This is a genomic window from Streptomyces peucetius (assembly GCF_025854275.1).
Classification (GTDB): Bacteria; Actinomycetota; Actinomycetes; order Streptomycetales; family Streptomycetaceae; genus Streptomyces; species Streptomyces peucetius_A.
The window spans coordinates 3,329,629-3,341,970 of record NZ_CP107567.1 but is presented as its reverse complement, the minus strand read 5'-3'; the positions used below and the strand labels follow the sequence as shown (position 1 = coordinate 3,341,970).

Here is a 12,342-nt window from a genome sequence, read left to right as displayed (position 1 = left end):
AGGGGTTTCATATGAAGACCAGGATTCGAGCCGTCAAGCTTCGCGTCCACAGCACAGCTGGGCCTGCGGGTGCAACGGTGAAATTCGGTCCGGGCTTGAACGTCCTGCGCGCCAGTAATAGTCGCGGAAAGACACAATCGTTGCAGGCTATCGTTTACTCGCTAGGGCTGGAATCCATGTTCGGCCCAAATTCTGGCACTTCACTTGGCAGTGCTTTAACCAATCAGATCTCCTACGGCGAACCCGAGAGCGCTGCGTCTGTTAAATCTAGCTGGTGCGCTGTCGAGCTAGAGAACCCAAACGGAATCATCACCGTGCAGAGAGCCGTCAAAAACAGTCGTGTGCAGCCGAATCTGGTTCGGGTATGGCGGGGCCCGGCCATCACAGAGGGCGCAGCAGATCTGCGACGCGAAGAATACTTTGTGAGGGAATCGGGTTCTGCAAAAAACCCTCGAGGCTTCCATAGGTTCCTGGCCGAGTATTTGGGGTGGAGCCTTCCTTCCATTCCAAAATACACTGGCGGCGAGGCGCTCCTTTATCCTGAAATCATTTTTCCCTTCCTATACGCGGATCAGCGATCCTGGGGATCTGCGGGCCCTCGACCCGTTACCCACTATCAGCTACGCGAACCAACGCGACGAGCTGCAGAGTTCCTGCTCGGATTCGCTGGGCCGGAAACGGCTGCTCAGCGATACCGTCTCGAAGATCAGATCAAAAAGCTGCGTAGTGATTGGGCGACCAAGCTAGCGGCGGTGCAGGCTACGGCGTCTGCCGCCGGAGGACGGGTGGTCGGTTTGCCAGAGCTGCCTGCCGGGGCTAGGAGTCGGAGCGGTTCCAGGCCGACGCGTCCAACATCAACTGCCGAATCTCGTTTGCAGGTCCTGGTGGACGAGGAATGGGTCAGTGACGAGGAATTGCTGCAATCTTTGCGGGAAGCGGCTATCCCGGGGCCGGCGCCGCAGGTAACTGACGTGGGGCACGATTTGATCCAGAGTCGGCTGTCAGAGCAGGAGAGTGAGCTGACGCGGCTCACTACGATGGCCAAGATTGTTGAACAGAACCTGACCCTGAACGAAAGACAAGTCGCGATTCTCGATGAACGAATCACGGCAATGTCCGACGAAAAACTGAAGAACCAAGACGTCAAGACACTACTAAGGCTGGGCTCGTCCAGCGAGGTACTTAACCTTGATGCGGCAGATTGCCCTACCTGCCATCAACCACTATCGAACGTGGAAGCAGGTCATGTCGGCCCCGTTCTAGACGTTGACGCTACGATCTCCTTGCTTTCATCTCAGATTAGGACGTTCGAAGAGATGCGGCGTCAAGCACGGGAGTCAGCAACAGAGAGCAGAGTCTCCTATCGAGCCATTCAAAGGGCTGTAGACATCTGCCGGATGCAGATCAAGGCACTGCAGGATGACCTAGTGGTGCCCGGCGATTTCCCTAGCTCAGGGGATATTGCAAAGCGAGTTGCCGCAGAGGTCCTCCTATTCGAGTTCACCAGAGCAAGGGATGCCGTACAAGATCTGCTTTCTGAAATGCAGGGTCTGGCGGACTCCGTCTTCGAGGTTCGTACAGAGCTTTCGAATCTCCCGAATGTGACACCGCAAGAGGACTACCGTCGACGCGACATACTGCAGAAATCTGTGAGAGAGCAGCTGACCGACTTCGGTTTCAGTAGCTACGACGCCGCCTTGGTGAGCATTGATGAGGAGACGCTCAGGCCTGAGCGGGAGGGGCTAAATCTCGATACGGATGCGAGCGCGAGTGATGTCGTGCGCACCAAGATCGCGTATCTGAACGGGATTCGAGAAGTAGCGAACTCACTACGGACGCAGCATCCGGGCTTTCTGCTGCTTGACGAGCCTCGGCAGCACGAACTGGACGAGGATCACTTTAGGGCGACGCTGCGAAGGCTTGCGCAGTGTTCCGATATTAATGACCAAGTGATCGCTACTTCCGCTGCTTCGGTATCGGCGCTCTCTGTGATGCTGGGCTCGGCTCAGGCGAACGTCATTGACTTGGGTAGCCAGCGACTAATTCGGCCGGCGACATCAGAAGATCCTATGGACTACTGAAGCAATCGCGCCAAGGCCTCAACCTAGCTGTTCAGGTCGGCGGAGCGGCTTTGGGCGGGAGCTGCCATGGGGCGAGAGATCGGGGCCCGTACGCTGGTCAGCGAAATCGGGCAGTCTGTGGACCTGCCCGTTAAGGCCCGATGTGGGCCCCGATCTTCGAGGCTCGCCCCATGGTGGCTGCCTAAAGCCGTGGAGCCGACCGCCCCAGCCACCGCGGGCTACCGTCCACCGCATCAGGTGTGCTCGCTCTAGCCGCGCGGCCGGCGGAGCCGGGGCCCGGAGCGGGGCGGAGACAGGAGCGTCGGGGCCCGGCGCTGGAGCCGGGGCCGCGCGCGGCGAGCGGAGCGAGCCGCCTTGAACCCGTAGAGAAGATTTCTACTCACCGCATCCGCGGCGGCCCTGGAGCCCGTGATCGTCACCTGTTAGCGGTCAGCCCCGGCGGCTACGCTGGTCCGCGCCAGCTGATGACATCAGGGAGTGGGCTCAAAGGATGGGACCGAAGTCGGAGCGGGTCTACCGCACGATTCGCGAGTGGGTGGCCTCGGGCAGGCTTAAGCCCGGCGAGAAGCTGCCCTCTGAGCGCACCCTTGAGAAGGAGCTCGAGATCGGCCGCACGCAGCTGCGTACCGTGCTCGCGAAGCTCGTCGCAGAGAACGTCATCGAGTCGTTCGCCCGTAGCTCCTACCGGGTGCCGTCCCGTGGGGTCAGCATCGAGCGCCCGGCCGACATGGAGTCCTGGCAGATCCACGGTGAGCGGACCGTCTACGACAACCGTTGGGTCAAGCTGGCGCTTGTCGACGTCGAGCCGCCCGGTGTCGAGCGCTTCGAGCATCACGTCGTCCGCCTTCATCACGTCTCGATCGCCGCCGTCGTGGACGACCAGGACCGGGTGCTCATGCTCTGGCGCTACCGCTTCGTCCCGGACAAGTGGGGCTGGGAGCTACCGGGCGGCATCGTCGACCAGGGCGAAGACCCGCACGCCACCGCGCTTCGCGAAGTCGAGGAGGAAACCGGCTGGCGACCCGATTCTCTCGACCACGTCGTCACCTACCAGCCCATGGTGGGCATGGTCGACTCACCGCACGAAATCTTCGTCGGCAAGGGTGCTCAACACGTCGGCGACCCCACCGACATCGAGGAAGCGGGGCACGTCGCTTGGGTGCCGCTGTCGGACATCCCCGGCCTGATGGCCAGGGATGAACTCATGGGCTCCGGCACTCTTGTAGCTCTGCTCCACCTCTTGGCCTCACGTGGGCAGGCGGCTCCTACAGCCTCTGCGTGAGCTGCTCGATGCGGCGCAAGTGGCGAACTGACCCGGTGCGCTTCGCCAGCAACCGGGCCTGCTGTAGGTGCTCCTGCGCCTGGGCATGCTCGTCGCGTGCAAGGTGAGCTTGGGCAAGGTTGCATCGCAGCCCTGATGTGGCCCGGATGAACGTTGGGTCGGCTTCATCAAGGGCGCTGTACAGACTGCTGAGCGCGTCGTCCTCGCCCAGCAGTGCGAGGGAACTTCCGCGCCACCGGGCCAAGTGTCCGCCGTTCAGGAAGATGCTCAGCATGTCCGGGTCGCGGGCCTCCGCCCCGTCGGGCAGGGCTGCGTCGGCCTTTTCGAGTGCCCGCCGGCAGTCATCGACCATGCCTGCGTTGGCGCAGAGTTCCGCTTCGGCTGCGTACAGCCATGCCTGCAATCGTGGCGACACCTGGCTCCCGCCGAGCCGCTGGGCTTCGCGTACGAGAGCGACCGCGGTCTCTGGGCGGCCTGCGTCGTTGAGCACGTACGCCTGCTCGGCCGTGGCGTGGGCGAGATACATCGGCTCGCCTGCTTCCTGCGCTGCCCGCTTGCCCAACTCGTAGTGGCGCCAGGCCCTTTCGACGCCTCCTGCATCGAGGGCCTGCCAGGCTGCGAGGGTGGCGGCACCGGCCAGGGCTAGAGCTACCGGGCGGCGGGTCTCGGGCAGGACGGCGAACGTCAGGGCGTCTTCGAGGGTCGCCAGATGTCCGGTCATCTGATCAACGAGCGTTGCCGCGCCCATCTGGCGGTCGACCGTGCGCAGCAACTCGGTCTGGTCCATGAAGGTCTTCACCATGGTGAGACTGACGTTCCGGGCTGAGTCGATACGGCTGATCAGCTCGTCATAGCCGCCGACTGCCGGGGGCGGCGCGGTCGGAGTGTGCCGGCCGAACAGCTCCTCATCGGTGACGCCCAAGACGGGCCGCAGAATCTGCGCGTAGCGCTCGCTGATGGGGCGCTTGCCGTTCTCCCACTCCGAGACGTAGACGCGCAGGCTGGCGGTCGAGCCGATGTCGAGTGCATGGCGTCTCGCGTACTGCTCGATCTCGTGGATGAGACGCGCTTGGGACCACTCGCGCCCGTTCCTCACCTCTCGCAGCCGGTTGAGCACCTGTACCGCCCCCGCATGTGGTCTGACAGCTCTAAGCAGCATGCCTCACATCCGCGCAGGTCGTCAGGGGTTAACAGGCCGGGTTAACGGTTCGGCAGTGAACCTCTGTTGGCTACCGGGCGGTTGAGCGGCGCGCTTCTCTAGAAGTGTCGCAAGAAGGCGAGTTGAGAAACCGGACGGCGACAACGCTTGACAGCTGGTGCGCACCAGATGCAACCTACTGGTGCGCACCAGTTGGAACGCGAACGTCCTGCGGTGCTGTCGCAGGACTCCCACAAGCCAACGCAGAAGCGGCGCCCTACCGCCAAGCAAGCCGCCGCTTCCGCCCCTATCAGGGAGCTTCCATCATGTCATCGTTCAAGATCGACACTTCGACCGCTGTCGTGTTCGTCGCCGTGGAGCCGAAGGCGAAGGTCATCAACAAGCAGACCGGGGAGATCGCGGTCGACCGGGAGACCGGCGCGAAGATGATGACGGTCGGCCTGACCATCGCGGACGAGGGCGAGGCGAACCTCTACACCGTCTCGATCCCGGAGACCGGTGTCCCGGAGGGGATCACGCTGGGGATGCCGGTCAAGGTCGTCGGCCTCAAGGCGCGGGACTGGGAGAACACCTTCAACGGTGAGAAGCGGTTCGGCATCGCCTTCCGCGCGGTCGCGCTCGTCGTCCCGTCCGCCAAGGGCTGAGCGGCATGTCGACCACGACGCTCCTCGTCTTAAGTCTGGTGGTGGTCGCCGCGGCTCTGGTGCTGCGGCGGCTGCGCCCGGCCTGGTACTGGCTGAGCATCGGCGTCACGCTCGCCGCCCTGCGGGTGGTGGTCCGGTACGCCTCGGTCATGGACGCGTGCGGGCTGACCGTTCCGCCGTCCCGGCTGCGGCTCACCCTCGCCCGGCTCACCAACCGTCCGGCCCCGGAATCCCGGCCGCCGCGCATCCTCAGCTTCCGCCCGACCCGCACCGGGCTGGTGCTGCGGGTCAAGCTGCGGCCCGGTCAGGACGCGTTCGACTTCGCGGCCTCCACGGACCGTCTGCGGCACTCGTTCGCCATGCACAGTGTCACGTCCCGGGAGATCAAGTCGGGTGTGGTCGAGCTGCGCATGACCGGCTACGACGTCCTGGAACGGGTGCAGATGCCCGCCAAGGTCGAGCGGGAAGGGCTCCGTATCCCGGTTGCGCTGCGGGAGGACGGAGCAGTCCACTACCGCGACTACCGGCAGGTGCCGCACTCGCTGAACCTCGGCGCGACGAAGTCGGGCAAGTCCGTCTACCAACGCCACCTGGTCAAGGAACTCGCCTCCCGGCACGTCGCGCTGGTCGGCATCGACTGCAAGCAAGGGGTGGAACTCGCCCCGCTGGCCCGCCGGTTCTCCGCACTGGCCGACAACCCGGACGATGCCGCCGACCTGCTGGAAGCACTCGTCCAGCGCATGGCCGACACGTACCAGGTGATCCGGCGCGAGCAGCGCATCAGCGCGGACACCCCGGACGAGGAGATCACCGCCGACCTGTGGGGCCTCCCGGAAGAGTTGCGGCCGGTGCCGGTCGTCCTCCTGGTGGACGAGGTCGCCGAACTGGCGCTGTTCTCCAACACGGCGCAGAAGAAGCGCCGCGAGCGGATCATCACCGCACTCGTGCGCCTCGTCCAGCTCGGCCGTGCTGCCGGCATCTACGTGGAGATCTGCGGGCAGCGCTTCGGCGCCGAACTCGGGGACGGCATCACCATGCTCCGTTCCCAGCTCACCGGCCGCCTCTCGCACCGGGTCAACGATGAAGCCTCCGCCAAGATGGCCTTCGGCGACATCTCCCCCGATGCGGTGCTGGCCACGACACAAATCCCGGTCGAGCGGCCCGGCCTGGCGGTGGCCGGTGACTCCACGGGCGGCTGGGTCCGCATCCGCACCCCGTTCACGACGATGCGCCAGGCCGTGAACGCCTGCACCGCCAACGCTCACCGCACCCCCGTCCTCGACGGCCTGGACTCCTTCCGCCCGGTCCTGCCGGACCTGACCCCGGTCGAGATCCCCGCCCCGGCCTCGACGACCAAGCCTCTCACCGCCTGACCCCTCTGCTCCTCCCTCGGTCGGCGTGACCGCTTCGCGCCATGTCCCTACCCCCGCCATGCCCGAAACGGCTCCCGGGGCCCGGCAACCGGCCACCACGCCTCGCCCGGCCCCGGCCCCAACCCTCCAAGGAGGTGAAGACTCATGTTCCGCTCGATCCGCCTGGACGCCGTCCTTGTGCAAGCCGTGATCGCCGGTGCCCTGTCCTTCGCCCACCTGCACGACCTCGCCGCCGCTGCCGGACAGGACGGCTGGAAAGCCTGGGCCTACCCCATCTCCGTCGACCTGCTGCTCGTCGCCGCCTGGCGACGCCTTCGCACCCTGCGCGCACAAGGAGAACCGGCCCGCGCCGCGTGGACCTGGTTCGCCGTCGCCCTCGCGGCCTCACTCGGGGCGAACGTCGCCACCGCGGGCCTGCTCGACCTGAACGACGTGCCCGACTGGCTGCGCATCCTCGTCGCCGGATGGCCCGCCCTGGCCTTCCTCGGCGGCACCCTCCTCGTCCACTCACCCACCACCCCAACCACTCCCGACGCTGCGCCGGTCGAGCCGGTGACTGTGCCGGCCGAACCCGACCCGGGCCCCGTGGCGGATGCGGTCGAACCTGCCCTGGAGCCGGTGCCGGCCCTGCCCGCCGCACCACCCCCGGCTGATGTGCCGCCTGCGCTGGTCGACCACGCCCGCAAGCTCGCCGACGCCCACCGCGCTACGACCGGCAGCCCGATCGACGGCGCCACCCTGCGTGACCGCTTGGGTCTGCCCGGCCCGATGGCCGACCAGCTCGCCGCCCACCTCGCCTGACAGGAGAAATCTCATGCGCAACTCGACCCGCCATGCGCTGGAGCGCGCGGCCGAACTCACCCGCAAGGGCCGCCTCGTGGAGGCCGTGGCCACCGCGGAAGTCGTGATCAACGCCGCCGACGAATTCGAGTCGGCCGACATCCGCCAGTGGCTCACCGACCACGCCGACGACTTCACCCGAGAGGACTGACCGCCATGCCCGCACGTGACTTCTTCCACTCCGTGATGCGGATCGGCCCCGTGCAGATCGGCACCCACCGCGACCGGCACGGCCGCACCAAGCACGCCGCCGTCTGCTCCCGCGACAACTGCGGCTGGTCCGCCGACTACTCCACCCAGTCGGCCGCCCAGCTTGCCGCCCGCACCCACCGCTGCCGCGCCAACTAACCCGAGAGGCACCGTCGTGAACGTCGAACTTCCGCTGATCGTCCTCGTCGCCATCTTCGGCTACTTCGGCATCAAGCTCATGCGCCCGCCGACCTGGCTCATCGTCGTGCTCCTCCTCGGCGGCTTCCTCCTCGCCGACACCTTCCTGGCCCCCGCCATCGAGTCCGGCACCCGCACAGGCGTCGACGCCGTCAACAACACCACCAAGTAGCCCGCCCAGCCAGAAGGGAGATTCACCATGCTCCGCCCGCGTATCCCGACCATGCCGACCCCGACCGGCATCGTCTCCCCGCTCATCCACCCGGCCGCCTCGGCCCCGGTCGAACAGCTCCAGCCCGCCACCGGGTGCGCCTGCCAGCACACCGCCCCGGCCGTCGTCCCGGCCCCGGCTGCTCAGGCGGCGCCCGCGGTCCGGCTCAGCCCGGCCGGCCTTCTGGTCGCTGTCGGTGGCGGTGCCGCGGTCGTCCTGGTGGTCGGCGCGGTCCTGGTCTCCATGCTCCTCGCGGTCGCCATCACGGCCGCCTCGGTCGCCGTCTGCGCCGTCGTCCTGCGCTCCATGGTCAACGACACCGCGGGCACCGCGCGCCATCGCTGACCGGCCCTCCGGGCGGCCCTGAAACCGCCAAGTCTCCGCCGCCCGGACGGCCAGCCCCCACCCGATCTCATCAACCGGAAGGACCACCCATCATGCAGCACCGCCACGCCCCGGCCCGTATCTGCCCGTCCTGCGACGGCTTCGCCTCCGCCTCGATCACCCTCGGTGGCCGCGACCGCAACGGCCAGCGCCGCACCATCACCGCCCACTGCCGCACCTGCCACGGCACCGGCACCGTCCCGCCCCTCCGCCGGCTCCTCGAAACCGCCGCCGACAGCGCGTTCACCCGGCAGGGGGCTCGGCGATGACGTCCGTCCCGAGCATCGGCCTGCGCGTTCTGGACCTGTGCTGCGGTGCCGGCGGGGCGGGCATGGGCTATCACCTGGCCGGCTTCGACGTCGTCGGCGTCGACATCGTCGAGCAGCCCAACTACCCCTTCGAGTTCCACCGGGCGGACGCGATCGAGTTCGTCCGCGCGCACGGTGCCGACTTCGACCTCATCCACGCCTCGTGGCCGTGCCAGCACCACACGGCCCTGACCAAAGGCACCAACAAGGGACGCGCGTACCCCGACCTCATCCCCGCCGGCCGTGAGGCTCTGCTCGGCACCGGACGGCCCTTCGTCATCGAGAACGTCCAGGGTTCGCCCATCCGCCCCGACCTGACGTTGTGCGGGGAGATGTTCGGCCTCGCCGTCATCCGTCACCGGCTCTTCGAGATCCACGGCTTCCCGACCCTGCAAATGCCTCACCTGCCGCACCGCGGACGCGTCGCCGGCATGCGCCACGGTCGCTGGTACGCGGGGCCGTACTTCGCCGTGTACGGCCAGGGCGGCGGCAAGGGAACCGTCGCCCAGTGGCAGGCGGCCATGGGCATCGGCTGGACCTCCAGCCGGAAGGAACTCGCACAGGCCATCCCGCCCGTCTACACGCGGCACGTCGGCGAGCAGGCCCTCTCACACCTCCGCTCCGAGGTGCCGGCATGACAGCGCCGGCTGACACCGACCTCGCGCCCACTCCCGATCAACCGGGCGTGCACGTCGCCAAACCCGCCCGGGACTTCCCCGCCACCGGCTCCTACGCCTGCTGCTGCGGTGCCACCGGCCGCGCCAAGGGTGACGACAACGTCCGGGACCTGGTCGCCGAGTGGATCGACCACCGCAACACCTGCCCCCACCGCTGACCCCTCGCCGGGGCACCGATCGGGACCTCACTTCTGCCGGCCGGTGCCCCGCCCCCTTCCGACCTTCGAGAGGAGGACTCTGCCTTGACCACGACCACGACTGCACCGCCGCCGCTGCGGGATCTCGCCTTCCTCGCCTCGCTCGGCACCATGCCCGGTCTCATGCGCCAGCTCCGCGGCCTGGGCGGCTGCACCACCCCGATCCGCCTCGATGGCCACCGCACCGACGTCCACACCACCACCGGCGAGATCCTGCACCACATCACCGCGGCCGACCTGCCCGCCGGGAACCTCCTCGTACGCTGCAACAACCGCCGCGCCACCCGCTGCCCGGCCTGCGCCGAGACCTACCGCCGCGACACCTACCAGCTCATCACCGCAGGCCTCCGCGGCGGCAAGGGCACCCCCGAACGCGTCGCCACCCACCCCAGGGTGTTCGCCACCTTCACCGCCCCCAGCTTCGGCCCCGTCCACAACCGACCCACCCGCGGCCGCTGCCGCTGCGGCACCACCCACCCCGCCGACGCACCCGAACTGGGTACGCCGCTCGACCCGGAACGCTACGACTACGAAGCGGCCGTGCTCTGGAACGCGCACGCCTCCAAGATCTGGGCCCGGTTCTCCATCTACCTGCGCCGCGAAGTCGCCAAGCGCGCCGGGCTGTCTCAGCGGGCCTTCAAGGAGCACGCCCGTGTCTCCTTCGCCAAGGTCGCCGAGTACCAGCGCCGCGGGGCGATCCACTTCCACGCCGTGATCCGCCTCGACGGTCCCGATGGCGGCGACACCCCGCCCCCGGCCTGGGCCACCGCCGAACTACTCGCCGACGCCATCCGCGCCGCCGCTGCTGCTGCTGACGTGCCCGGCCCCGTCGTGGACGGCCGCGCCCACACGTTCGCCTTCGGTACCCAGCTCGACATCCGCCCCATCCGCTCCGCCGACTTCGACGGCCCCACCGAACTGACCGAACGGGCTGTCGCCGCCTACATCGCCAAGTACGCCACCAAAGGAGCAGAGACCGCGACCGGCACCCTCGACCGCCCCATCCGCTTCCTCGCCGAACTCGGCCGCAAGTCCATCCCCGAACACGCCCGCCGACTCATCCGCACCGCCTGGACCCTCGGCGCCCGCAAGGACCTGGAAGACCTCCGCCTCCGCGCCTGGGCCCACATGCTCGGCTTCCGCGGCCACTTCTCCACCAAGACCCGCCGCTACTCCACCACCCTCGGCGCACTCCGCCAGGCACGCGCCGAATGGCGACGCCTCCAAGCCGCCATCGCCCGCGAAGACCAGAACACCGTGCCGGCCGAACCGCAGGACGACGACACCACCCTCGTCCTCACGCACTGGACCTTCGCCGGAACCGGCCTCGGCCGCGCCGAGGAATGGCTCGCCGCCTCACTCACACCCGACACCACCGATATGGAAGGAGCCGCAGCATGACCACCGCCACAGATGAACTGCTGACCGTGCCCGAGGTCATGGCACGACTGCGGCTTGGACGCTCCACGGTCTACGACCTGATCCGCTCGCGCCGCCTGACTTCCATCACGATCGGCCGCGCCCGGCGTGTCCCCGCCGACGCCGTACGGGACTTCATCACCCGCGAGATTGAGGAGGCTGCCTGATGGCGTCCCAGCGCAAGCGGAACCCCAACGGCGCGGGCACGATCACCAAGCGCAAGGACGGCCGCTATCAGGCCGCTGTCTACGTCCTCCAGCCTGACGGCACCCGCGCGCGCAAGTTCGCCTACGGCAAGACCTGGGCCGAGTGCGACGCCAAGCGCCGCGAACTCCTCGACAAGGTCGACCAGGGCGTGCCCGTGCCGACACGTTCGGCCAGGCTCTCCGAGTGGCTGCCGTACTGGCTGGACAACATCGTCAAGCCGCGCCGCAAGCTCAGCACGTACGACAAGTACGAGGCGCACGTCCGGCTGTACCTCGTGCCCATGATCGGCTCGAAGCGGCTCGAATCCCTGGGCACAGCAGATGTCCGGCGCTTCCTCGTCCAGCTGGAGAACAAGACCACTGCGGCCACTGCCAAGGAATCGCACCGGGTGCTGCGCACCGCCCTGACGGCTGCCTGCCGCGAGGAGCTGGTGACCCGCAACGTGGCGAGCCTCGTCGAGCCGCCCCGGGCAAAGTCCCGGGAGCTGAGCCCGTGGTCCCTCGACGAGACACTGGACTTCCTCGCTGTCGCTCGAAAGGACCCGCTGTACGCGGCCTTCGTCCTTGCCATCGCCATGGGACTGAGGCGGGGCGAGATCATCGGTCTCCGCTGGGTCGACGTCGACTTGGACAAGCGCGTGCTCTACGTCCGTCAGCAGACCCAGCGTCGGCGCGGCGTGCTCTACAACGACGACCCCAAGGGCCGCCGTCGCCGGGCCGTACCACTCCCCGCGATGTGCATCGCGCCGCTTCGCTGGCACAGGATGCGTCAGACCGCCGCCAAGCTGCGCGCGGGGGAGTCGTGGGATGAAGGCGGCTACGTCTTCGCCACCCGGAACGGCCGCCCGGTCGAGCCGCGCAACGTGTACCGGTCCTTCACCCGGGTCGCCGACTCTGCCGGCCTCCGCGTCATCCGGCTGCACGATGCCCGGCACGGCTGCGCCACCCTGCTCACCGCGGCTGGGGTGGCTCCCCGCGTCGTGATGGAGATCCTCGGGCACAGCCAGATCAGCATCACCATGGACGTCTACACGCACGTCGTCCAGGACACGCAGCGCGAGGCGATCAGCCACATGGACCGGCTGCTCAAGAGGCGGCCCGGTCGTGAGTGACCGCTGCCGTTGATGTCGGGCGTGGATGTCAAAGGGGCCTCACCTACCAAAAATGGTAGGTG

General features: G+C 67.6%; 16 protein-coding genes. 15 read left to right on the top strand and 1 reads right to left on the bottom strand.

All coding sequences use genetic code 11. The annotated features are described in order from the left end of the window. Nucleotides 1–11 precede the first annotated feature (11 nt). Both OGH68_RS15210 and OGH68_RS15205 read left to right on the top strand, forming a co-directional pair. Complete coding sequence (locus OGH68_RS15210) at nt 12–2,081, top strand: hypothetical protein (RefSeq protein WP_264244431.1); 2,070 nt, start codon at nt 12–14, stop codon at nt 2,079–2,081. 490 nt (nt 2,082–2,571) lie between these two features. Further along, the gene (locus OGH68_RS15205) at nt 2,572–3,363 is read left to right on the top strand and encodes an NUDIX domain-containing protein (RefSeq protein WP_264244428.1); all 792 of its coding nucleotides are present in this window, start codon (nt 2,572–2,574) and stop codon (nt 3,361–3,363) included. Here OGH68_RS15205 and OGH68_RS15200 read toward each other — a convergent pair. Next, complete coding sequence (locus OGH68_RS15200) at nt 3,347–4,480, bottom strand: helix-turn-helix domain-containing protein (protein WP_264244426.1); 1,134 nt, start codon at nt 4,478–4,480, stop codon at nt 3,347–3,349. The genes OGH68_RS15205 and OGH68_RS15200 overlap by 17 nt on opposite strands. A 347-nt stretch (nt 4,481–4,827) precedes the next feature. Here OGH68_RS15200 and OGH68_RS15195 point away from each other — a divergent pair, with 347 nt between their 5' ends. The 13 genes from OGH68_RS15195 (at nt 4,828) to OGH68_RS15135 (ending at nt 12,280) form a co-directional block, all read left to right on the top strand. Further along, nucleotides 4,828–5,166, top strand: a complete 339-nt coding sequence (locus tag OGH68_RS15195; RefSeq protein WP_264244424.1) for a hypothetical protein — start codon at nt 4,828–4,830, stop codon at nt 5,164–5,166. 5 nt (nt 5,167–5,171) lie between these two features. Then, on the top strand, nt 5,172–6,539 hold the full coding sequence (locus OGH68_RS15190) for an FtsK/SpoIIIE domain-containing protein (protein ID WP_264244422.1): 1,368 nt from the start codon (nt 5,172–5,174) through the stop codon (nt 6,537–6,539). 144 nt (nt 6,540–6,683) lie between these two features. Next, entirely contained in the window at nt 6,684–7,340 is a 657-nt protein-coding gene (locus OGH68_RS15185; protein WP_264244420.1) for a DUF2637 domain-containing protein, read from the top strand. Nucleotides 7,341–7,353: 13 nt separating this feature from the next. Next, nucleotides 7,354–7,530 carry a hypothetical protein gene (locus OGH68_RS15180; RefSeq protein WP_264244418.1) on the top strand — a complete coding sequence of 59 codons (177 nt, stop codon included), beginning with the start codon at nt 7,354–7,356 and terminating at the stop codon, nt 7,528–7,530. Nucleotides 7,531–7,535: 5 nt separating this feature from the next. Continuing rightward, nucleotides 7,536–7,727 (top strand): mobile element transfer protein, encoded by a 192-nt coding sequence (locus tag OGH68_RS15175; RefSeq protein WP_264244415.1) that lies wholly within the window; start codon nt 7,536–7,538, stop codon nt 7,725–7,727. A gap of 16 nt (nt 7,728–7,743) precedes the next feature. Continuing rightward, nucleotides 7,744–7,938 carry a hypothetical protein gene (locus OGH68_RS15170; RefSeq protein ID WP_215187353.1) on the top strand — a complete coding sequence of 65 codons (195 nt, stop codon included), beginning with the start codon at nt 7,744–7,746 and terminating at the stop codon, nt 7,936–7,938. A gap of 27 nt (nt 7,939–7,965) precedes the next feature. After that, entirely contained in the window at nt 7,966–8,322 is a 357-nt protein-coding gene (locus OGH68_RS15165) for a SpdD-like protein (protein ID WP_264244413.1), read from the top strand. Nucleotides 8,323–8,414: 92 nt separating this feature from the next. Beyond that, entirely contained in the window at nt 8,415–8,630 is a 216-nt protein-coding gene (locus tag OGH68_RS15160; protein WP_264244411.1) for a hypothetical protein, read from the top strand. Continuing rightward, nucleotides 8,627–9,307 (top strand): DNA methylase, encoded by a 681-nt coding sequence (locus OGH68_RS15155; RefSeq protein WP_264244408.1) that lies wholly within the window; start codon nt 8,627–8,629, stop codon nt 9,305–9,307. The genes OGH68_RS15160 and OGH68_RS15155 overlap by 4 nt, the downstream gene beginning before the upstream one ends. Next, a complete protein-coding gene (locus OGH68_RS15150; protein WP_264244406.1) occupies nt 9,304–9,504 on the top strand; it encodes a hypothetical protein in 201 nt (66 codons plus the stop codon). The genes OGH68_RS15155 and OGH68_RS15150 overlap by 4 nt, the downstream gene beginning before the upstream one ends. A 150-nt stretch (nt 9,505–9,654) precedes the next feature. Further along, entirely contained in the window at nt 9,655–10,944 is a 1,290-nt protein-coding gene (locus OGH68_RS15145; protein ID WP_264250095.1) for a replication initiator, read from the top strand. Further along, on the top strand, nt 10,941–11,129 hold the full coding sequence (locus OGH68_RS15140) for a helix-turn-helix domain-containing protein (protein ID WP_264244404.1): 189 nt from the start codon (nt 10,941–10,943) through the stop codon (nt 11,127–11,129). Before OGH68_RS15145 ends, OGH68_RS15140 begins: the two co-directional genes overlap by 4 nt. Then, on the top strand, nt 11,129–12,280 hold the full coding sequence (locus tag OGH68_RS15135; RefSeq protein WP_264244403.1) for a tyrosine-type recombinase/integrase: 1,152 nt from the start codon (nt 11,129–11,131) through the stop codon (nt 12,278–12,280). The genes OGH68_RS15140 and OGH68_RS15135 overlap by 1 nt, the downstream gene beginning before the upstream one ends. The last annotated feature ends 62 nt before the right edge of the window (nt 12,281–12,342 follow it).

Bases quoted from the DNA above. Each gene is read 5' to 3' on its own strand.
- OGH68_RS15210 (WP_264244431.1), top strand. From the start codon at position 12: ATGAAGACCAGGATTCGAGCCGTCAAGCTTCGCGTCCACAGCACAGCT.
- OGH68_RS15205 (WP_264244428.1), top strand. From the start codon at position 2,572: ATGGGACCGAAGTCGGAGCGGGTCTACCGCACGATTCGCGAGTGGGTG.
- OGH68_RS15195 (WP_264244424.1), top strand. From the start codon at position 4,828: ATGTCATCGTTCAAGATCGACACTTCGACCGCTGTCGTGTTCGTCGCC.
- OGH68_RS15190 (WP_264244422.1), top strand. From the start codon at position 5,172: ATGTCGACCACGACGCTCCTCGTCTTAAGTCTGGTGGTGGTCGCCGCG.
- OGH68_RS15185 (WP_264244420.1), top strand. From the start codon at position 6,684: ATGTTCCGCTCGATCCGCCTGGACGCCGTCCTTGTGCAAGCCGTGATC.
- OGH68_RS15180 (WP_264244418.1), top strand. From the start codon at position 7,354: ATGCGCAACTCGACCCGCCATGCGCTGGAGCGCGCGGCCGAACTCACC.
- OGH68_RS15175 (WP_264244415.1), top strand. From the start codon at position 7,536: ATGCCCGCACGTGACTTCTTCCACTCCGTGATGCGGATCGGCCCCGTG.
- OGH68_RS15165 (WP_264244413.1), top strand. From the start codon at position 7,966: ATGCTCCGCCCGCGTATCCCGACCATGCCGACCCCGACCGGCATCGTC.
- OGH68_RS15160 (WP_264244411.1), top strand. From the start codon at position 8,415: ATGCAGCACCGCCACGCCCCGGCCCGTATCTGCCCGTCCTGCGACGGC.
- OGH68_RS15155 (WP_264244408.1), top strand. From the start codon at position 8,627: ATGACGTCCGTCCCGAGCATCGGCCTGCGCGTTCTGGACCTGTGCTGC.
- OGH68_RS15150 (WP_264244406.1), top strand. From the start codon at position 9,304: ATGACAGCGCCGGCTGACACCGACCTCGCGCCCACTCCCGATCAACCG.
- OGH68_RS15145 (WP_264250095.1), top strand. From the start codon at position 9,655: ATGCCCGGTCTCATGCGCCAGCTCCGCGGCCTGGGCGGCTGCACCACC.
- OGH68_RS15140 (WP_264244404.1), top strand. From the start codon at position 10,941: ATGACCACCGCCACAGATGAACTGCTGACCGTGCCCGAGGTCATGGCA.
- OGH68_RS15135 (WP_264244403.1), top strand. From the start codon at position 11,129: ATGGCGTCCCAGCGCAAGCGGAACCCCAACGGCGCGGGCACGATCACC.